Source organism: Crocinitomix catalasitica ATCC 23190, assembly GCF_000621625.1.
GTDB lineage: Bacteria > Bacteroidota > Bacteroidia > Flavobacteriales_D > Crocinitomicaceae > Crocinitomix > Crocinitomix catalasitica.
On record NZ_JHXV01000022.1, the window covers coordinates 59,990 to 80,530 of the forward strand.

The 20,541-nt window shown below is 33.8% G+C and carries 16 protein-coding genes; 7 read left to right on the plus strand and 9 right to left on the minus strand.

Translation table 11 applies throughout. The features are described 5' to 3' along the window. Positions 1-47: 47 nt before the first annotated feature. From T367_RS0113080 to kbl, 3 genes are all read right to left on the minus strand, one after another. On the minus strand, positions 48-1,829 hold the full coding sequence (locus T367_RS0113080) for a T9SS type A sorting domain-containing protein (protein WP_084274421.1): 1,782 nt from the start codon (positions 1,827-1,829) through the stop codon (positions 48-50). A 238-nt stretch (positions 1,830-2,067) separates the two neighbouring features. After that, entirely contained in the window at positions 2,068-3,936 is a 1,869-nt protein-coding gene (locus tag T367_RS0113085) for a hybrid sensor histidine kinase/response regulator transcription factor (protein WP_084274422.1), read from the minus strand. Between the two features lie 128 nt (positions 3,937-4,064). Next, positions 4,065-5,255 carry a glycine C-acetyltransferase gene (gene kbl / locus T367_RS0113090; protein WP_027420260.1) on the minus strand — a complete coding sequence of 397 codons (1,191 nt, stop codon included), beginning with the start codon at positions 5,253-5,255 and terminating at the stop codon, positions 4,065-4,067. 75 nt (positions 5,256-5,330) lie between these two features. On the opposite strand from kbl, the gene T367_RS0113095 reads away from it, so the two are divergent. Further along, positions 5,331-6,299 (plus strand): sterol desaturase family protein, encoded by a 969-nt coding sequence (locus T367_RS0113095; protein WP_084274423.1) that lies wholly within the window; start codon positions 5,331-5,333, stop codon positions 6,297-6,299. Positions 6,300-6,484: 185 nt separating this feature from the next. Here the strand turns inward: T367_RS0113095 and T367_RS0113100 are convergent, their stop codons facing one another. Together T367_RS0113100 and T367_RS0113105 are read right to left on the minus strand one after the other, a co-directional pair. Beyond that, positions 6,485-8,284, minus strand: a complete 1,800-nt coding sequence (locus T367_RS0113100; RefSeq protein WP_027420262.1) for a T9SS type B sorting domain-containing protein — start codon at positions 8,282-8,284, stop codon at positions 6,485-6,487. A gap of 87 nt (positions 8,285-8,371) precedes the next feature. After that, positions 8,372-9,112: an RDD family protein gene (locus T367_RS0113105; protein WP_027420263.1), complete on the minus strand. Its 741-nt coding sequence runs from the start codon at positions 9,110-9,112 to the stop codon at positions 8,372-8,374. An 85-nt stretch (positions 9,113-9,197) separates the two neighbouring features. On the opposite strand from T367_RS0113105, the gene T367_RS0113110 reads away from it, so the two are divergent. Next, a complete protein-coding gene (locus tag T367_RS0113110; RefSeq protein WP_157454229.1) occupies positions 9,198-9,575 on the plus strand; it encodes a hypothetical protein in 378 nt (125 codons plus the stop codon). A 48-nt stretch (positions 9,576-9,623) separates the two neighbouring features. Here the strand turns inward: T367_RS0113110 and T367_RS0113115 are convergent, their stop codons facing one another. Beyond that, positions 9,624-10,199 carry a hypothetical protein gene (locus T367_RS0113115; protein ID WP_157454230.1) on the minus strand — a complete coding sequence of 192 codons (576 nt, stop codon included), beginning with the start codon at positions 10,197-10,199 and terminating at the stop codon, positions 9,624-9,626. Between the two features lie 158 nt (positions 10,200-10,357). Between T367_RS0113115 and T367_RS0113120 the strand changes: the two genes are divergently transcribed. Continuing rightward, positions 10,358-10,768 carry a 6-pyruvoyl trahydropterin synthase family protein gene (locus T367_RS0113120; protein ID WP_027420266.1) on the plus strand — a complete coding sequence of 137 codons (411 nt, stop codon included), beginning with the start codon at positions 10,358-10,360 and terminating at the stop codon, positions 10,766-10,768. Positions 10,769-10,808: 40 nt separating this feature from the next. On the opposite strand, the gene T367_RS0113125 is transcribed toward T367_RS0113120, so the two are convergent. Next, positions 10,809-11,696: a hypothetical protein gene (locus tag T367_RS0113125; protein ID WP_027420267.1), complete on the minus strand. Its 888-nt coding sequence runs from the start codon at positions 11,694-11,696 to the stop codon at positions 10,809-10,811. Between the two features lie 131 nt (positions 11,697-11,827). Here T367_RS0113125 and T367_RS0113130 point away from each other — a divergent pair, with 131 nt between their 5' ends. Then, a complete protein-coding gene (locus tag T367_RS0113130) occupies positions 11,828-12,772 on the plus strand; it encodes an alkaline phosphatase family protein (protein ID WP_027420268.1) in 945 nt (314 codons plus the stop codon). Between the two features lies 1 nt (position 12,773). Here the strand turns inward: T367_RS0113130 and T367_RS22360 are convergent, their stop codons facing one another. Both T367_RS22360 and T367_RS0113140 read right to left on the minus strand, forming a co-directional pair. Continuing rightward, a complete protein-coding gene (locus T367_RS22360; protein WP_035844038.1) occupies positions 12,774-15,164 on the minus strand; it encodes a bifunctional UDP-N-acetylmuramoyl-tripeptide:D-alanyl-D-alanine ligase/alanine racemase in 2,391 nt (796 codons plus the stop codon). Continuing rightward, a complete protein-coding gene (locus T367_RS0113140) occupies positions 15,161-15,772 on the minus strand; it encodes a thymidine kinase (protein WP_084274425.1) in 612 nt (203 codons plus the stop codon). The genes T367_RS22360 and T367_RS0113140 overlap by 4 nt, the downstream gene beginning before the upstream one ends. A 73-nt stretch (positions 15,773-15,845) precedes the next feature. On the opposite strand from T367_RS0113140, the gene T367_RS0113145 reads away from it, so the two are divergent. The 3 genes from T367_RS0113145 to T367_RS24025 all read left to right on the plus strand — a co-directional run bounded on the left by T367_RS0113145 (position 15,846) and on the right by T367_RS24025 (position 20,497). Further along, a complete protein-coding gene (locus tag T367_RS0113145; RefSeq protein ID WP_027420270.1) occupies positions 15,846-16,529 on the plus strand; it encodes a hypothetical protein in 684 nt (227 codons plus the stop codon). A 20-nt stretch (positions 16,530-16,549) separates the two neighbouring features. Next, the gene (locus T367_RS0113150; RefSeq protein ID WP_084274426.1) at positions 16,550-17,809 is read left to right on the plus strand and encodes a M28 family metallopeptidase; all 1,260 of its coding nucleotides are present in this window, start codon (positions 16,550-16,552) and stop codon (positions 17,807-17,809) included. Positions 17,810-18,154: 345 nt separating this feature from the next. Beyond that, positions 18,155-20,497, plus strand: coding sequence for a T9SS type A sorting domain-containing protein (locus T367_RS24025; protein ID WP_051568544.1), 2,343 nt, complete (start codon positions 18,155-18,157; stop codon positions 20,495-20,497). The last annotated feature ends 44 nt before the right edge of the window (positions 20,498-20,541 follow it).

Consider the following 20,541-nt stretch of genomic DNA (forward strand, 5'->3'; position numbering starts at 1 on the left):
GGGTTGGCACATTTTGCGCCAACCCTTTTATTATTTATTAAAAGCTATTATTTTTTTACAATTTTTTGAGTGAATTGTTCTCCATTATTATTTGTAAAATTCAAAATATATATACCAGTTTTAAATTCGCTACCATCAATATTGATCTGATAAATTTCATGATCAAAATTTTGTGATTGGTAAACAATTTGTCCTAGTGTATTTCGGATAGTGAAATAGCCACCTTCATTTTTCTGGTTGAGGACAACATTAATAGACTCGTTAAAAGGATTAGGAATTGTTTTAATATCCGTCAGTCTATCTTCATTCATTTTATTTGCATTGCTAAATTCGTCCACGCGCTGATCTAAAATCATTGGGCTATCAACAATTTCGTCGCAATAAATGAAGCGTTTAGTTTTAGTTTCCTTTGGATCTAGCTTAGGATTGTAGTACTTGATAGGATCGTATGTGATTTTAGTATCTACAATTTTAACGCTCTTAATTTTAAGCTCTTTGTATTTATCTCTTTTAAAACAAGGCATTTCCCATCCAAGATTAGTCGTTACAATATCGATACCGAAATTGCTACCAACTTCTCGGGCACCAATAAATGCATATCCATCAACATCGCATCGTTCAGTTAATATTTCTTGATTAAAGATATAAGGATGTTCGCCGCTAAACGTTGAGAAAACACCACCGCCATGTGCGTGAAAATTTGGTGAGCTTGCTGGCCAATGTTGATAGTGAACCATCCCGCCACTTTCTTTCTTAAACTCAGTAATCCATGGAATTGCATTATTGGAAGTAATACCATCTGTAAATGTTCTGAAGTACCCACAAGCTACTAATAAACGTGGATCGCTAAGGGATTGTTTTAATTCGAATCCTGCAGCATTAGATGAACCATAATTTGGATCCAACTCTAAATAATAATTACTCGTTGGTACTGGACTTCCCATTACATCCTCAATTATACTAATTTGTGGATTGTGAATAATGCTATTGTTGGACATTAAATAAACGCGATCTTCAAAATCAGAATAGATTGCAGAAACACCAATATGCTCAGAATTGGTACTTTCAAACGATAAATCAGTTTGTAAACCTAAATTAAAATCGACAAACATAGAAAGTACTCCTTGTGTTGCATAATTAGGAGCTCCATATTTTAGACCAATACTTCCCGTTAGGTAATATCCTTTTCCTTTAATTTCAACAATATCGTTGATCGATGAATGCCCGTCAAGTTCTTGCGAAATTTGAATGTGATCGAGATAATTTAATGAATTATCAAATCTAACAGTAATGGCTTTATTTCCACCAAGTGGATAACTATCCATTGCATCTGCGTAGAAACCGCCAACAATATATTCGTCTTTAGACTGAGAATAAATTACATTTGTTCCAGCTGAAACACCAGATTGGAAGCTGGTTAATGCATGATCTGTTATAAATGTACCACCAATGTCAAACTGTACTACATATAAATCTTTAGTACCTGTTTTTTTAGATAGAATATAACCTGTAACGACCAAGTTTTTCTTTCCGTCAAAACAAATATCTAATGCTCTATCATCTTTTGAATGATCTATGATTCTTTCCCAAATCATATTTCCATTTAAGTCTAATGCAAATACATGGATGTCATTATTCCCTGACGCAGCATCGAATAAGGTTCCTGCGCAAAAATAGGCCTTTCCACCTTTTCCCATACTTTCTATGGAATAATGATTAAAGTCAATTTTTTCTGTCGCAAAAGTACTTTGAAAGGCTTGTCCGAATGAACTACCTGCCATCAATAGGCATATGCCTAATCCGATGTTTTGTAATAATTTCGTTTTCATTTTATTAAGTTTTAATGTTGTGCCTACTCTGTTTTGGGTTTTCGGCGTTCACCATTTAATAAAGTGAGTATTTATTATAATATGTATTGGATCCTAACCGTATTATAAAAAACACAAATTTTTAATTACTCGAGTTGTGATAAATTTCTGATTTTTGTCGAAGAGCGAATGAAACAAATGTCATTTATAATGAAACAGATGTCATGGTTTTTGAATAAAATTATAAAACCGTATTGATTTAAATGCTTGATTTAAAGTCGCTAGGCGTGCTCTCAAAGCGTTCTTTAAAGGCTTTATTGAAGGCTTGAGAACTGTTAAACCCGGTATCGATCGCAATGGATGTTATACTCAAATTACTTTTGAGGATCAATTCTTTGGCTTTCTCAAGTCGATAACATTTTATGTATTGAGATGCGGACAATCCAGTGAGTGCTTTCAATTTATTGTGCAAACTATTCCTGTTTAATCCTAAATCAAGACTGAATTGTGCTACACTATAGTCGCCATCTTGATAATGATTTTCAAGAATTTTATTCACTTTTTGAATGAATTTGTCTTCATTTTGCTCGTTATCGGAGATGTTTGTCGGGTCTAATAAGTTTTTGTTGAATATGTTTTTTAGATTTTCTCTTTGTCGAATGAGGTGTGAGATATGCGCAAATAATTCTTCCGGATGAAATGGTTTAGTAATATATCCATCTGCATCAAATTGGAACCCCTTTAGTTTATTGATCAATCCTGTTTTGGCAGTTAAGAGTAAGATAGGGATATGGGCCGTATTGATATTACTCTTTATTGATTTGGTTAGAGAAATTCCATCTTTTAAAGGCATAATGATATCACTCACAATTAAATCTGGTATTTTCTCAATCGCTTTTGCCTCTCCAATAATGCCATTTTGAGCAGTGATTATTTTATATTGAGGAGATAAAAGATTGCAGAGTAATTTCATAATTGCTTCATTGTCTTCAACAATTAAGAGGGTATGTTTTTTATTATATGGTTTATAATTGGCTGCATAAGGCATACTTGTATTTTGAAGGATCGTATTGACGTTTGATGCGTTATTCATTTCGCTATCCTGGTAAATAACAGGAAGTTTAATTTCAAAACAGATGGTGCTTTCATTTATAAGATATGCTTTGATTTTACCTTTATGTGCTATTATGATTTGTTGGGTGATTGATAACCCAATACCAGAACCTTTATAACCAGCTGTTGTAGCACGGTATGACCGATCAAATAGTTTTGAAATTTCTTCTTCACGCATTGGTTCGGTATTATTGGTGATTTTAAAATGTAAATTTTCACCTTTTTCAGCCGACTCTATCGCACAGTTAAAATGTAATTTGGTGCCATTTGGCGCATTTTGATAAGCATTGATGAATAAATTATTCAACACTATTTTTAATTTTTGTTTATCGGCTTCAATCCAAATTTCTGCGATTTCAATATTCCAAGATATTTCAATCTCTTTTTTGTTGAATAAGGGTATGAAACTGGCATGAATACTTTCTAAAATTGGATTTAGGTTAAATTTACTTTTCGTCAATGCCAGTGTACCAGATTTTAATTTATTGACTTCATCTATTTCATTAACCATTGAAATAAGTTGCTCTGTATTCTCAAGAATGTTAGCGTAAATTTCTTTGTCTTTGCCTGCTACATACCCCATTCGATTGAGTATTGGCACCCTTATTAAGGTCAGTGGGGTTCGAATGTCATGTGATATATTGGTTAATAAAGTTTGTTTGATATCGGCGAGTTCAAGTTTTTCTTTGGTTTCTTTTTCTATCTGATCATCAATAGATTTTTGATGGTTTAGTGCTGCCTGTTTTCGCTGCTTATATTTTTTGAGGATAAACAGTATTATAAGCATTAGGAAGATACCTGCAAATACCAATACAATATTCGTATTCACAATAAAAGAAGAAGTGTTCAGTAGCTTAATCTCACTTTGATGCGCAACTATACTTGGTCGATGAAATGTATTTTGTTTTAAATCAAATTTGCGTAAATGAGTTGATAAAGAGTCATAGTGTAAACACAGTTTTGTAAAGTTTATGCAACTGAAAGACACAGTAACATGTACTAAATATTTAACCATTATTTTGGGGTTTTGGTTATGGGATGATAAATAGCAATAAGTATTCCGCCGAATATACTAAATGTTAAGACAAAAAAAATGAGGGTAAACACGTACGTGTTTACCCTCATTTTAAGCTTAGTAGTGTTTTATTTTATTACACCAAGTTCTTTTCCAACCTTCTCAAAAGCAGCAATGGCCTTATCTAATTGCTCCTTAGTATGTGCAGCAGAAAGCTGAACTCTAATTCGCGCTAAATCTTTAGGAACAACAGGATAAAAGAATCCAATTGCATAAACACCTTCATCTAATAATTTATTAGCGAATTCCTGAGCGATTTTTGCATCGTAAAGCATTACGGGTACAATCGGTGAATCTCCTTCACGTACATCTAGTCCTGCTTTTATTACACCTTCTTTAAAGTACTTAGCATTCGCTTCAAGTTTGTCTCTTAATTCAGTTGAACCGCTTAATAAATCAAAAACTGCGATTGAAGCACCAACAATTGAAGGTGCTAATGAGTTAGAGAATAAGTATGGTCTTGATCGTTGTCTTAATAAATCAACAACCTCTTTTTTGGCAGCTGTAAATCCACCCATTGCTCCACCTAAGGCTTTACCTAATGTTCCTGTAATAATATCAACACGTCCCATTACATTGTTATGTTCGTGTGTTCCTCTACCAGTTTTACCAATGAAACCCGTTGCGTGACAATCATCAACCATAACCATGGCATCATATTTTTCTGCTAAATCACATATTTGATCCAATTTAGCAATATATCCATCCATTGAGAATACACCATCTGTAACGATGATTCTATTTCTGTGATCTTTAGCAGCAATTAATTGTGCCTCTAAATCAGCCATGTCAGAATTCTTATAACGATATCTTGCAGCTTTACATAAACGCACTCCATCAATAATTGAAGCATGATTTAATTCGTCCGAAATAATCGCATCTTCTTTACCGAATAAAGGTTCAAATACACCACCGTTTGCATCAAATGCTGCAGCATATAAAATTGTATCTTCCATTCCTAAGAAATCAGATATCTTTTTTTCTAATGTTTTATGAATGTCTTGCGTTCCACAAATAAAACGAACAGATGACATACCGAATCCGTGAGAGTCCAGTGCTTTTTTTGCACCTTCAATAACTTTGGGATGAGAAGACAAACCAAGATAATTGTTGGCACACATTATAATTACTTCTTTACCACTGTCAACTTTTACAGTAGCACCTTGTGGTGTGACAATAATTCGTTCTTCTTTATATAATCCAGCATCCTTAATTGATGCTAATTCGTCTTTTAATTGTTGTTCTAACTTTCCAATCATATACTTGTTTTGTGATCTTTCACACAAATATAGTTAATCAATTGAACTAATTTAGTGCTGTAAATTAAAACTGAAATGCGTAGAAAATTTTTAGTAGCCCTTATTTTGATTGTGCCATTGCTTGTCTTTGGCCAAGGAAATGGTGCCGAAACAGCTTCTTATTGGGATGTGTTTATTTCCTCTTTTAAGAGTTTTGCGAATTATACCTGGAATGAAATCACATTTCAAGTAACGCCTTGGTATGTCAATTACTTTTGGTGGTTGGTAGTATTGTCTTTAGTTGTGTGGTTGTTAGAAATAATATTTCCTTGGCGGAAAAATCAAGCGATAATTCGAAAGGATTTTTGGTTAGATGCTTTTTATATGTTCTTCAATTTTTACATTTTTAAATTGGTCATTTTTATGGCGGTTACAGGAATAGCAAATAAAGCAATCGGAGATATCACTGGTGGAGATTTGCAACGTTTTGCACTGTTTAATATGCACGAATTTAGTTGGTGGATTCAATTGGTGATATTCTTTATTGCTACTGATTTCATTCAATGGTTTACCCATTATTTATTGCATCGGTTTAATTTCTTGTGGCGTTTTCATAAAGTGCACCACTCGGTTGAGCAAATGGGGTTTGCTGCGCATTTAAGATTCCATTGGATGGAGAATGTATTTTATTCGCCAATGAAATATTTAATGATTGTTTTAATCGGAGGATTTAATTTAGAAATGATATTCGTTGCTTATTATATCGCCATTGCTATTGGACATTTAAATCATGCAAATATTGGTTTGTCTTATGGGCCGTTGAAGTATATTTTAAATAATCCAAAAATGCATATTTGGCATCATGCTAAAGAATTGCCGAAAGATCGACAACTCGGTGCCAACTTTGGTATCTCATTAAGTATTTGGGATTATATTTTCCGAACGAATTATATACCGGAGGATGGAAGAGATATTGAATTAGGTTTTGATGATATGGACAAATTCCCTAAAACATTCTGGGGGCAATTGTTCTATGGTTTTAGAAAGAAAGGTGATAGTTTATAGATGTTAGATAATAGTGTTAGTTTGACGGTTCATATATATGGATGATGTGATACCCACTTGTCCTATTGAAGCTTTACCTCTTCCACATAAAGAATAGGGTTGCTAAGTGAGGTACAAATCAGTACTCTTTTGCAAGATACTTGAATAAAAACAGTATTTAATCTTTCATATATAAATCTAGGGAGCTACTCATGTCTCACTAACTGTACGGTTCCGGTGCCATTAAACTCGGTATGATTCGTTGCTACTGCTTCAAAGACATAAAAATATACACCATCACTACAAGGGTCGCCGTTCATATTGTTGCCATCCCAACCTTCAAGAACATCAGTAATTTCACCTACTTGTACGCCCCACCTATTTGTAATGATACAGTTAAAGTCTTTAATACCTAATGTTCTAAACTCAAATGTGAAAATTTCATTTACACCATCACCATTTGGTGTGAATATATTCGGCGTATCAAATTCTGGTTTGACATGAACAATTAGCGGTTTGCATGTGGTGTCTTTACAGCCGTTTTTATTGATTGCAACTAGACAAACATCATAAATAAATTCACCTATATAAGTCGAATCGAAAGTTTCAAAATAGCTATGTGAGATTTGCCAATCTACTTCGCCATCATAAAGATTCCAGAAAAAAGTAGTATCAGTTGAAGGATCGATAGGGTTAGAAAAATAAAGTGACGTATTAACAAATGTAGCTTCAACAACTTCAGTACCTTCTAAATTATGATCTAGTTGATCAGAAATTACGTCGAAATCAGCGATAGGACTTACAGAGTCTAATTCCACAATTTGGATTAATTCACATCCTTGATTATCGGTAGCGGTGATTTTATAAGTCCCAGGATTACGGGCTCCCCAGGTAGAGTTATTTGTAAACGAGCCGTCAAGGAGATATTCCCACTTATATTCATAATCTGGAATTCCACCATTCACAGATGCATAGACAATACCATTTCCAGATTGATAGTTGAATAAACGACAGTAAGCCGGCTCAAACCCAATTTCCGCAAATTTCATTTCAGTAGGTTGATCTATTTCAAAGTCAATAGTAAAAGAACAGCCATTATCATCGTTAATAAGCAACGTGTATTCACCAATTGGCATATGATAACCAGAGTCGATTCCAACGCCTTCTACACCCATAAAGTTTGGTGCCCAGAAGTACGAAATATTATTCAAGTCGTTTTGAGCATTGTAAACCGTTTCAACCACAACATATCCTGACGAATCTCCGTAACAAAGTGCGTCATTAACCACGATATCTGCAAATAAGGAATCTGGCCATTCTAACGTTATATACATACTATCAATACAATCACCATCATTGGCAATTACAAAGTATTCACCTCGCGTGAGATTGTTAAATGTTGCACCGCCGATAATATTTTCTGGAACCCATAAAAAATCACATTCTTCTGAATTACCACTAGTTCCAACGGTAATTGATCCATCTGCCAATCCATAACAAGTAGGGTTATTAAAGGTGATGACATCAAGACCTAAATAATCTAAACCAATTCTTAAAGTATCTGTATTTGTACAGCCGGTAATCGTATCAATAATTGTTACCCAGAATAATCCTGCTTCATTTATTATATAATTGGGCTCCGTACTTCCATCTTGCCATTCGTAGGTTGTATTTCGATGAGTAAAATTAAACTCAAGAGGTTCGTCCAATCTGCATCTATAAATGTCTTCTCCAAGATTCAGTGCAGGCATCGTTCCAAAAATCAAATCAACGGTATCTGTAGTAATCACGCCATCATTGTCAATTACGACCCAATATCTACCGGATTCTTTCACTATAAGTGTTTGTTCTGTGCTACCATCTTGCCACTCATAAAGAGCGTCGGGAATATCAGGGTTTAACACTATCGAGTCTTCTTCACAAATTGTACGATCTGGACCAAGAAAAGATTGACCATGTACGACACAAGTAAAAAAGAAAAAAAATAGCAGTAAGTTAGGTTTCATTAGTATTTTTTTAATAAACGCAATTCATGGCCAATAAGTTGAGCTAAAAGTATAATAATTGCAAACAAAGTTAACCGAACAGAAATTTTATCTGGTCAATACGATATAATCTTGTAATAGTGTTTTTAGAAAAGTTAATTTTTTTTCTGGTACTACATCTAGTTTTAGTTCGTCCGCGGCTTTGCTAGCAAGCTCTCTTATAAATTGTTTATGCGCTTCGTTTGGGTATTTTTTGACACGCGTAATGGCATTTTTAATTAGTATCATATCTTCATCGGTAAATTTTGATACGGCTAAATAAGTAGGGGTATGTTTAGATCGATCTTTAATACTTAAAATGTCACTAATGGCGTATAATTGTTCTGGTTTATTTCTTATGACAGCAGTTTCTGCTAAAACATCACCCAATCTTTGCCCTTTTTCGGTTGTAGAAATGAATAAAGCGCCAATTGCACCTAGTGAAAACCAAAAATCAACCAATCTAAATGTCCACAATAAAGTATAGTCACTAATTGTTGCATTATGTCCGTTTAGTTTAACAACGCGAATGCCGACAGCTAATTTTCCAATGGTTTGACCTTTTAAAATAAAATGCATGTATAAACTGTAAAACATGACAGGTAATTGGGTCATGAAAATAATTATAAAAGACTCTATATCATTAGAGTATATGTTTATATTAAGGGAAGATAAGATGAAGAGAGAAGCAATATAATAGAACGTTTGGATCAACAAATCTATGAAAAGTGCTACACCTCTATTCACTAAAGAGGCAGCTTCATATTCAATAGAAATATTATGAGAAGTTATAACATCAACCTGTTTCATCTGATTGTGAAATTACAAAAATTGCAATTAAAATTAACCTTGTTTAAGTTTTATTGCTCAGTTTTATATAGATTAATTATTTTTGATGAAAATTTTATATCTGATGTTAAGAGAAGAAGCAAATGCAAAAATTGATAAAGTCATTAAAAGCCTAGAAAAAGGTTTTGATGCTGAGAAAATTTCTAAAAGTTTAATGGACCTTAGAGAAGAAGCATTGAAGGACGAAGATCCTCTGTTGGCTAAAGTGTTAAGATTGGCTTCGGAATACATAACTGAAAATGATTGTTTCGATCATACGGTTGAAAAAGAAGAGGACGATGAAGGAGAAGAATTTTTAATAGAGCCAGGAACAGATGCAGAAAATTTAACTTATTTGATGCACTTATTAAGAAAGTCTGAAAACAAATTTAATAGAGAAGAAATAAAAGAAATGAGAACTTTTTTAAAGTTGAAATTATACTAGTATTTCTCGAATTATTTGAAAAAGGTCAGGTTTTTACTTGGCCTTTTTTTATGCGTCAATATTTATAGGTTCAGCAGAACGTATTGTTTTTACCATATCTTCTACAATTGGTTTAAAGGTTCCGTCTTGATCCGTTTTGAAGATATAAGTATATCCATCAACTTCGGTTGTCCCATAACAATGGTACGATGGTTTTCCTCCGCTGCCTTCGTGTAATGTTCTTTTGTACATCAATACTTTATCGTCGTCTTGCAAAAATTCAACATTAAAAATGTCGTCTAATTCATTTAGCCTTTTGCGTTCATCGGCTAATTTATTTTTCTCACGTCCAAAATCTTCTATTATTAAAGTGAATCTTGGACCGATAGATAAATACCATAAATAATCACCTTCATCGTGTTTTACTTCTGGTTCAATACTTGCACCTGTTGATGATTGTACTTTTGGTAACATGATTTGCATATTTAAACCGTAATTTATTAATGAAAATGCGCTCATATCGTCAAAATTCATATCGATAGAATCTGCCGCAAGAACTCCATCATTATCACCAGAACCGTTTTTACCGTCACATGCTATAAGTAAGAACATGCAACATAAACTAGCTATTAAAATTTTTTTCATAGAATTTGGTCTTGATTAAATAAAGTCACTTTCTTATTCCTTGCAAAGTAAATAAAAATATTCATTTTTGCTATTTAAAACATTTAGTAAATAAGCGATAAATTCCCGTTTTATGGCTTTATTTTTCTTAATTTTACACAAAAGGATTCAGCTTATATATGAAAGTTTCTGTTTGTCGAAAATCACATTTTAATGCAGCACATCGATTGTTCAATCCAAATTGGGATATGGCTAAAAATGATGCCGTTTTTGGAAAGTGTAATAATCCTAATTTTCATGGACACAACTATAATGTGGAAGTGTGGGTAAAAGGAGAAATTAACGCTGAAACGGGCTTCGTTATAGATCTTAAAGTGTTAAAAGATTTAATTAGAATTGAAATTGAAGATCGATTTGATCATAAAAATCTTAATCTCGATTGTGAAGAGTTTAAAAACCTCAATCCAACAGCCGAGAATATCTGTGTCGTAATTTGGCAAAAACTTAGAGATAAGTTATCTGCTGATCTTGATTTAAAGGTTCGCCTGTTTGAAACAGATAGAAATGTAGTGGAATTTGACGGGAATTGAATTCCTGCAATCTCAATTGCAATTCATTCAGCACTAAAACCTAGTTAAAGTATTTATAATCTGAGAATTGTAAGATGGTGAGGAAGTTGGTTTCTTCATCACGACTTATAATCGCTTTTAATAAAAGACTTTCTACGTAATAAACCAATTGCTGTTCGGTTGTATAAACACCATTTTTATAATAGTGTTCTGCCAGTATATTGTTGAACTTGTCATATTCGTAAGTCCATTTTTCAAGCTTTTCAGTATTTAAAATGACTTTGTTTGTTTTTGTAACAACTCTTCCATGTGCATCATAGAATAGTTCCGTTTTATTCAAACCTGATCCCATTTTTAAACGTCCTTCTGATTTTGCTAAATAGCCAAATTCGTTATAGTAAAAGAACTCTTCTTTAAATACTTTGTCAGCCTGATTGTAATAGGTCTTTTTATAATTTAAACTGTCATAATCTAAATATGAGAAACGATCTGTTTTTACGATAAAGGTTCTGTCTAATTCGAAATTAGTTTGTGCGCGTTTTCGATTGATATCTCTTCGATATTCCTCCGTTAAAATTCTTCCTTTTTCATCGTAAGTGTAGTGGTAGGAATGGAAACCACCTTCGTCTGATTTTCTTTTGATTGAAATTAATCCTTTCTCATTGTAAAAGTAATTCGTCACAATTGTGTCCTTGTAAACTGTTCTATACTCTTGAATTAATTGTCCGTTTTCGTTGAATAAATACGTATAACTATCTTTCGTTTTGCGAATATAATCTAAGTCAGCTTTGGTTGAATAATAGCCTTTGATAGATTTTATTTTGTTCTGTTTGACGAATGTTTGATTAAAAAAAGGTACTTCTCCAAAGGATTTGCCCTCAAAATTGTCTAAAAATTGAGTTTTACCTGAAAATGAAAGAAAACCAAATAGAATTAATAATATACGCATAAAATAAATAATGCAAAATAAATTCATTTTTAAGGAACTTTTAAGTTGATCCATTTTTTTATTTCACATTCGATTGCTGAAAACTGTTTATTGCGAGAGATTTAAATCGACTATTTTTATAAATTTGTAATATGAAAAAGTTGAATCTGCTATATACAATTGCGTTAGTTTTCTTTGCGAGTAGTCTTATTGCTCAAAGTCCAACAGACGGTAAATATAAAACCGAAAATGTAGTTGTGATCATTATGGATGGACCGCGTTATACGGAAACATGGGGAGATTCAACGCATAGCAATATTCCGCATTTTGCAAATGATATTGTTCAACATGGTGTGCTTTATAAAAACTTCCGAAATAATGGAGTAACAGAAACAACGGCTGGGCATACTGCGATTACTACTGGTGTATATCAACGAATTCCTAATAATGGAACGGTAATCCCTAAAAATCCTTCAATTTTTCAACTATTTCTTAAAAAATCTGGAAAAATTAGAAAAGCAGCTTATGTTATCGCGAGTAAAGATAAATTAGGAGTATTGACAGATTGTAAATGTAAAGAATGGAGAGGGCAATATAGGCCAGCTGCAGATTGTGGTTATAACGGAAGGTTTAGTGGTTATCGCCCCGACCATGTGACGCGTGATAATTCATTGAGAATTTTAAAAGAGGATAAGCCAAATTTGGTGCTGATTAATTTTAAAGATCCGGATTCATGGGGTCATGCAGGTAATTGGGAAAAGTATTTATCTAGTATGAAGTTAACTGATAAGTACATCAATGAAATTTTTCAGTTTCTTCAAACTGACGAACATTATAAAGGGAAAACAACTGTTTTTATTACGAACGATCATGGTCGCCATTTGGATGGACGAAAAGATGGTTTTGTTTCTCACGGAGATAATTGCGAAGGTTGCAGAAGAATAATTTGTTTAGCAGCTGGCCCTGATTTTAAAAAGAATGAAATTCTTGACTTGCAACGTGAACAAATTGACATTCCTGTAACTATTGCTGAATTATTAGGATTTGAAATGAAAACTGATGGTCAGGTAATGACTGAGTTGTTTATTGAAAAATAATCTATTCCTCAATATATACACGATGTACTCTAGAAGAAATGCCACTGATTACTTCGTAAGGTATGGTGTCTAGTTTTTTACTCAAATCAAGTATTGAATTATTGTCCCCAAAAATTTCTATATCGTCTCCTTCTTGAGCGGTAATGTCAGTTAAATCGACCATACACATATCCATGCAAATAAATCCTACTATAGGCGCGAATTGTCCATTGATATAGAATTGCCATACTCCTTTACTTAAGCTACGTCTTAGGCCGTCCGCGTAGCCAACAGGAACAATGCCTATACGCATAGGTTTGTCTACAATGAATGATCTGCCATATCCAATTGAATCGCCTTTTTGAACATTTTTAATTTGTGAGATCTTTGAATGTAAACTTAAGGCATTCTGTAAATTCGATTCATTAGGAATTAAACCAAATAGCCCAATGCCAGTTCTTACCATTTCATAATGACCATTAGCATGGTTTAAAATGCCGTCAGTATTCAATATATGTCTTAAAAATTGATATCCTACCTGTTCATTTATTAGATTTGATATTTGATCAAAACTTTCGAATTGTGCTTCTGTAAATTTGGTTTCATTAGGGTTTCCCGCTACAGATAGATGAGAAAAAACAGATTTTATATAAACTTCAGGTTGATTTTTTAATAAAGCAATCAAATCTTGAATTTCATCTAATTTAAATCCTAATCGGTTCATTCCTGTTTCAATTTTTATATGAATCGGATAGTTTTTAATCCCGTATAAAATTAATTGATGAATGAATTGATTGAGCTGTGATAAGGAATATATACTCGGCTCCAATTTGTATTGAATTAAATTGTCGAATGCATTACTTTCTGTATTCATTACAATAATTGGTAAGTTAACATTACCCTTTCTTATTTCAACACCTTCATCAACATATGCAACGCCTAAATAATCTAATTTTTCCTTGGTTAAAAATGTAGATATTTCTACTAAACCAACACCGTACGAATGGGCTTTCACCATTGCTAGGAGTTTGGTTTTCGTGGGAAGTTTTGATTTTAGAAAATGTATGTTGTGACGAATCGCACTCAAGTTTATTTCGAGTCGCGTGATATGCGATTTCTCAGAAAAATAGTTTACAATACGCTCTAACTTACTCGTTCTAGTACCTGTTATTAATATATTCGCATCATTAAAATTTATCGGATTTTGTAAGAATTCATCAGCCGAATTTCTTTGCTGTGTGATAAAATCAAAATCTAAAATATTCTCCTTAGCACCAATATAAATGATGTCGGTATAAGTTAAATTGTCTAATAAACTTCTTAGATGTTTTAGAATGGTATTGGTTGCGTCATGATTCGATTCTCCAATAATCAATACATTCTTTTTGTCAGATTGATTCGATGCCAAATACTGTATGGCAACATTTAAGGAGTTGTTATCAAGGTTGTAAGCATCGTTAATTATATTATTCTTATTGCTGCCAGGAATTGTTTCTAGCCTCATTGAAATTGGTGGAATTTGAGTGAGGTTTTGTGATAACGTTTCAATATCAATGCCCATTTCTTTCCCAATTAAATAAACTAAGGCCGCATTAGATTTTGCAGCTTCGCTATTAAACGGAATGGTATAAGTAAATTGCTCGTCGATTGAATTTAATGTGCATTTTTTCTTTGAATCTTGCTCTAAAGAATAAATAATTGATTTGTCATTGATTTTATCAATGACACTGAATTCATGATTGCTTTTTTCTATAAGAAGAGAAACGTTCTTGAATAATTTATATTTTTCGTCTGCTTTGTTATTTTCAGGAAAACCTTCGTCGTGAGCACTTCCTAATCCCGTAAAAACACCTATTGTCGGTCGAATTATAGCTTCAAGTTTGTCCATTTCGCCAACTTGAGAAATACCGGCTTCAATAATAGCAAGGTTATGACTTTTATTGATTTCTAGAACTGATAAGGCTACTCCAATTTGTGAATTATAGCTTTTTGGGCTGCGCACAATATTGAAATGCGATTTAAGCACATAATAAAGCCATTCTTTAACGGTTGTTTTGCCATTGCTTCCTGTAATTCCAATAATAGGAATGTTGAATTTACCGCGGTGAAAAGCCGCTATTTTTTGAAGTGCTTCGAGTGGGTTAGAATAGATAATTTGTGCAAGAGATGAATTATCTATTGCTTTATTTGTTAATATGATTTGACCACCTTTTTGTGCAAAATCAGTATGATATAAAGATCCTTCTGTTTTCTGTCCTTTTAAACTAATAAAAAGTGAGTTTTTTGACAACGTGGGTATACGTGTGTCAATAATGATTTGTTGGATCTTAAAAGATTTTGAAATGTTTGAATTAGCAATAAATTTTGCCTGTAATAATTGACAAATCTGATCTATTGTTAAATCTAGTTTCACTTTTCTTTTAATTCATTATAACACTGTCTGCATAAAGGTACATATTTATCTTTTTCTCCTAACACCACAACTTCGCTTTCATCAGTAATTCTATGCGAATATCTAGCGCGACCAGAACAGAAAGTACAAACTGAATTCAATTTTTCAATTTCATCAGCCATGCTCATTAATTCAGGCATGGTTCCAAAAGGTTTTGCTGCATAATCTAAATCTAATCCAGAAACAATAATGGATTTACCAGCGTCTAAAACTTCTTGAACGACTGGGATAATAGAATTATCAAAGAACTGAACTTCATCAATTGCAACAATATTGGCTTTGTGAAATAAGTCTAAAATTTCTGCAGGATTAGCGATAGATACTGCTTCTACTTCAGTGTCTTTATCGTGTGATAAAATTGAATGTTGACTATAACGACTGTCAATTTTAGGCTGACAGACCAATACCGCTTTATTCTTCGAATTGTATTTGCTTATTTTCTGAATTAACGATTTGGTTTTTCCAGAGAACATCGGCCCCGTTATAACGGTTAGTTTTGCATTTTTCACAGTGCTGCTAAAGTCGAATTGTCTGAAGATACTAACATCCTTTTTTTGAGAAATTTTCAATGTGCTTATGTTTTACTTTCAAATATAAGTTTAATTTTATCCTTTTACTGAAATTGTGAATAAGTAACATAAAATGGTTAAAACATCTTATAAAAATATCAATGAACTCGTTGATAACATTCGTACAGATCTTGAAAAGTTAGACAATGGTGATTTAAGTCTTGATGATTTAGATACACTGGTTCAATACGGACGAGATTTAAATGAACGTTTAATTATATTGCGATTTAAAGCGCATGACAGTCAGGGAGGTAAAGTGGTTTTCGAGCCTGACTCTGATGTGATTGAAGAACAAGATGAAATCGTGTCATTTGATTTAAGTAATGACGAGGTTGATGTTGAGCCAATAGGAGTTGAGCAACCTATTTTTGATTTTGATATTCCAAATGTTGAAGAAAAGGCAGTTGAACCAGAAAAGGAAAAAGCACCAAAAGCTGAAAGTCATCAAGAAATAAATTCATCATTAAATGAAATCTTCAAAGATGACAGTGATGATTCATTGAGAAAGAAGTTTCAGAAATCTCCTATTACCAATCTAAAATCAAATATAAGTATAGCGAATAAGTTCGAATATATTTCGGGTATGTTTGACGGAGACGGAAAAATATATGATGAAGCAATTACAGTATTAAACAATTGTAAATCTGGTGAAGAGGCAAAATCAAAGTTGATGGAATATGCCACTTCTTTTGATTGGGATTTAGAAGATAAATCAATTCTTAAATTTGTTGAATTGGTGGAGAGAAGGTATTTATAAAATCTTTAATTTTTTAAATTATGTTGAGTAAAGTTTTAGGACTTCTTTTTCTGTGCTGTAGTATGACCTTGTTGGCTCAAAAAGATTATGGTCATCAATTATTAGATTCTTTGTGTCACGAGCGATATGATGGACGAGGTTATGTCAATAATGGAGACGTTCGAGCTGGTGACTTTATAATTAGGGAATTGAGAAGTATCGGAGCAGTGCCTATTAAGGGAAAAGAATTTAGCCAAAACTATACTTTAAACGTCAATACTTTTCCGAATAAAACAGAACTATTCATTGGTAATAATAGACTTATTCCAGGTAGTGATTTTATGCTAGATCCAAATTCTGGTTCGGCTGTTGGTGAATTCAAACATATCATAATTGATGCATCTAATTTTCATGAGGTTTTCGGAAATATTGATTTGGATGAAAAGTTAAAGTCTGATAACTATGTTTTAGTTTTCGACTTTTTTGAGGATTTTGATAAAGAAAAACTCAAACAAATTAAATCTTCAGCGAAGCAAAAAACTGGAATTTGCCCTGTAATTTGGTTGTCTAATGATGTGCCTATTTTTAGTGTCGGTCGAACTGCCTTTAGTTTTCCGTTCATTACTGTTTTACGTTCAAAATTTAATATAGATGAGGTGATCAGAATGGAGATCAATAATAAATATATAGAGACTTACGATACGAAAAATGTAATTGCGTGCATACCTGGAAAAAAGAAAAAGAAGTATGTTTTCTTTACTGCGCATTATGATCACCTAGGTAGAATGGGAAGTACTGCTTTTTTTCCAGGAGGAAATGATAATGCTAGCGGAACAGCTATGTTGTTGTCTTTAGCCAAATATTATAAAGCAAATCCTCCTGAATATACAATCGTTTTTTGTTTTTTTAGTGGCGAAGAAGCAGGTTTGCTGGGATCTAAATATTATGTTGAAAATCCTACGGTAAAACTAAGTAAGATTCAATTTTTACTGAATATTGATATCATGGGTAGTGCAAGCAAAGGGATTACTTTGGTGAATGCAACAAAACATGAAGCTGCTTTTAATACAATGGTTGAGTTGAATGAGAAAGGTGATTATTTAGACTTGGTTAAAAAACGAGGACCAACAGCAAATTCAGACCATTATTTTTTTACTGAAAAGGGCGTTCCAGCTTTTTTCATTTACTCAATGGGTTCTGTGACTAATTATCACAATACGGGAGACAACGCTGCGAATACAACTCTTGATAAATTTAATGAAGTTCAAGCTTTAATGATTGATTTTGTCAGCTTTTTATAATTTGTAATTAATTATACCAAAATATTCTTACTTCTCGGTTAAGCTCTACGCTAAAGTCTAATAAACCTGAAATGCCTTAAGGTTATTTTCGGGGTTTAGTTAAAAAAACAGTCCGTTTTTGTTAATGATGTTTTATTTTTAATTTTTCTGTTTGACTAAAAGTTGAAAGACAGATGTTGCATCTTTTCTACAATCCCTGTATTTGAAAATGTTTTTTTTAAAAAAATTGGTTTTAAAGTAGGTTATTAACAAATAGTATTTTGTTGTATTAATTTGGTGCGTTTTGATTATAATTAATATTTTCATACCTTTCCGGTCTTATTAAATCAATAAACTATTAAAATTATGAAAAGACTTTACTTTAAAAATGTAAAACGATTCGCATTGCTGCTTGCTTTGGCAGGTATTGGCACGAGTGGTTTTTCGCAGCTTTATCCTTTTTCGGAACATACGTTTACGAATGCAGGAGCTGAAGGCAAAGATGGGCCTACTTTAGTTGAGTGTCAGGCGGCATATGCGCCAGAAGCTTGGGTTTTAGATCCAGCTTTCTTTAATATGACTTCTCAAGGTATTCAAGAATGGACTGTACCGGCTACTGGAGATTATAGAATTGAGGCTGCTGGTGCTCAAGGAGGTTATCTTTCTTATACCTTTTCTCCTGAAGAGGGTGGTCTTGGAGCTGTGCTTCAAGGTGAATTTGAATTGGTTGAAGGACAAGTTTTACACATTGTTGTCGGTCAAATAGGTGTTCAGTCGATACCAGGAAATGGAAATGCTGGACCTGGTGGAGGTGGAGGTACTTTTATTTGGGACCCTACAGCTCTAGATATGCCTTTAATGGCTGCTGGTGGCGGTGGTGCTGGGGCAAATCCAGGTGGATATGAACCAAGACACGCAACAACTGATAGAAATGGTAACAATACAGAACGTATGGTTAATGGAGGATTAGATGGGAATGGCGGAAGACCTAACAATGTCGCTTCTAGTTGGTGGAGCGGTGCTGGTGCCGGTTGGTTAACCGACGGAACTGGTGGAAATAATGCTGTTGCTTATGATTATAATGATGGTCTTCAAGGTGGTGAAGGTGGAAGATCACCACTGAATGGTGGTGTAGGTGGAATTCGTTGGAATTCTGGTACAGATTCAGGTGGTGATGGTGGTTTTGGCGGCGGCGGCGGCGGCGGTTCTAGTTATACTAAAGGCGGCGGCGGCGGCGGATTTTCTGGCGGCGGTGGCGGTCATGGAGGTGATCGTGGAGCTGGTGGTGGATCATATAATGGTGGTACCGATCAAATTAATGTTGTTGAAAATGAAGGAAATGGATGGATTAGAATTGAATTATTATGTAATCCATTAGAATTGGTGGCAACATCAACAGGTGTATGTGCAGGTGAATCGGTAACGTTCACAGCTACTTCTGTAACTGGTGGTGATGTTTCATGGGATATGGGTGTTGAGAATGGAGAGTCTTTTGTTCCACCATTGGGTGAAACAGTATATAGATGTGTAAGTACTAGTCCTGATGACTGTGTTCTAGATGTTGTCGTAACAAGTACAGAGGTTCCTGTTTTAATTCCTAATTCAAGTTCTCCAGCAGCATGTGAAGGAACATATTTGACATTATGGGGTGAAGGTGGTGATACTTATACTTGGGATAGAGGTGTAATCGATAGTGAGCCTTTTGAAGCGGAACCAGGTGTTGTAACGTATACATTGAATGGATCTTTATTAGGTTGTGAAGGTGAACCTGTAACAATTACATTAACAGGTGCTCAGCGTCCAGATGCTTCAAGTACTGCGACGCCATCTGAAATTTGTTTAGGTGATAGCTATGTATTAACTGGTGACGGTGGAGCAGAAACTTATAATTGGGGTCGTGGCATTAATGATGGTGACGAATTAACACCAGCAAGTCCAGGTTCATATACACATATCGTAATCGGAAATTCTGATGTTGGTTGTGGAGATACTTCAATGGTAACTGTTATCGTTCATGGTTTACCAGAAGTTCACGGTGGAAGTGATGTAGCGGTTTGTGAAGGTGAAGAAGTTACTTTAACTGGTTCAGGAACAAGAACAATTTCATGGGATATGGGAATTACCAATGGAGTTCCTTTTGCAGCAGAAGCAGGAGAAATTGTTTATACAGTAACTGGTACTGATATTAATGGATGTGAAGATACTGACGAAGTATTGGTAACAGGTGTAGAAATACCAAGAATTGCATCATCTGATATAACTCCGGAGTATTTTGGATATGACGGTGTAATTGATATCACTGTTGAAGGTGGTTCAGGTGAATATACTTACGCATGGTCTCATGGTCCAACTACAGAAGATGCAAGCTCATTAACTGACGGAACATATACTGTAATCATTAATGATATCACATTAGAAAAAGGATTGTGTCCAATGGAAGCGACATTTACAATCGGAACAGAATTAGGATTAGATGACGTAGAATTCGTTGAATTAAATGTTTATCCAAATCCAACAACTGATCGTTTAGTAATTGTAACAGCAGGAACATTTAACTATGATGTATTAAGCATCACAGGAGAAGTAATCCTAAAAGGAAAAGGTACTGATCAAGCTGAACTTTCAATGGAAGAATTAGCAAATGGTGCTTACATTATCCGCGTAAATGCAAATGATAAAATTGGATTCGCACAGGTTGTGAAACAATAAATCAATTGCCTTATTCTTAAGGTAAAATAATTTCCAAAAAGGGG

Excerpts from the sequence above, each read along its gene's own strand:
- T367_RS0113080 (WP_084274421.1), bottom strand. The coding sequence starts at position 1,829 with ATGAAAACGAAATTATTACAAAACATCGGATTAGGCATATGCCTATTG.
- T367_RS0113085 (WP_084274422.1), bottom strand. The coding sequence starts at position 3,936 with ATGGTTAAATATTTAGTACATGTTACTGTGTCTTTCAGTTGCATAAAC.
- kbl (WP_027420260.1), bottom strand. The coding sequence starts at position 5,255 with ATGATTGGAAAGTTAGAACAACAATTAAAAGACGAATTAGCATCAATT.
- T367_RS0113095 (WP_084274423.1), top strand. The coding sequence starts at position 5,331 with ATGCGTAGAAAATTTTTAGTAGCCCTTATTTTGATTGTGCCATTGCTT.
- T367_RS0113100 (WP_027420262.1), bottom strand. The coding sequence starts at position 8,284 with ATGAAACCTAACTTACTGCTATTTTTTTTCTTTTTTACTTGTGTCGTA.
- T367_RS0113105 (WP_027420263.1), bottom strand. The coding sequence starts at position 9,112 with ATGAAACAGGTTGATGTTATAACTTCTCATAATATTTCTATTGAATAT.
- T367_RS0113110 (WP_157454229.1), top strand. The coding sequence starts at position 9,198 with ATGAAAATTTTATATCTGATGTTAAGAGAAGAAGCAAATGCAAAAATT.
- T367_RS0113115 (WP_157454230.1), bottom strand. The coding sequence starts at position 10,199 with ATGAAAAAAATTTTAATAGCTAGTTTATGTTGCATGTTCTTACTTATA.
- T367_RS0113120 (WP_027420266.1), top strand. The coding sequence starts at position 10,358 with ATGAAAGTTTCTGTTTGTCGAAAATCACATTTTAATGCAGCACATCGA.
- T367_RS0113125 (WP_027420267.1), bottom strand. The coding sequence starts at position 11,696 with ATGCGTATATTATTAATTCTATTTGGTTTTCTTTCATTTTCAGGTAAA.
- T367_RS0113130 (WP_027420268.1), top strand. The coding sequence starts at position 11,828 with ATGAAAAAGTTGAATCTGCTATATACAATTGCGTTAGTTTTCTTTGCG.
- T367_RS0113145 (WP_027420270.1), top strand. The coding sequence starts at position 15,846 with ATGGTTAAAACATCTTATAAAAATATCAATGAACTCGTTGATAACATT.
- T367_RS0113150 (WP_084274426.1), top strand. The coding sequence starts at position 16,550 with ATGTTGAGTAAAGTTTTAGGACTTCTTTTTCTGTGCTGTAGTATGACC.
- T367_RS24025 (WP_051568544.1), top strand. The coding sequence starts at position 18,155 with ATGAAAAGACTTTACTTTAAAAATGTAAAACGATTCGCATTGCTGCTT.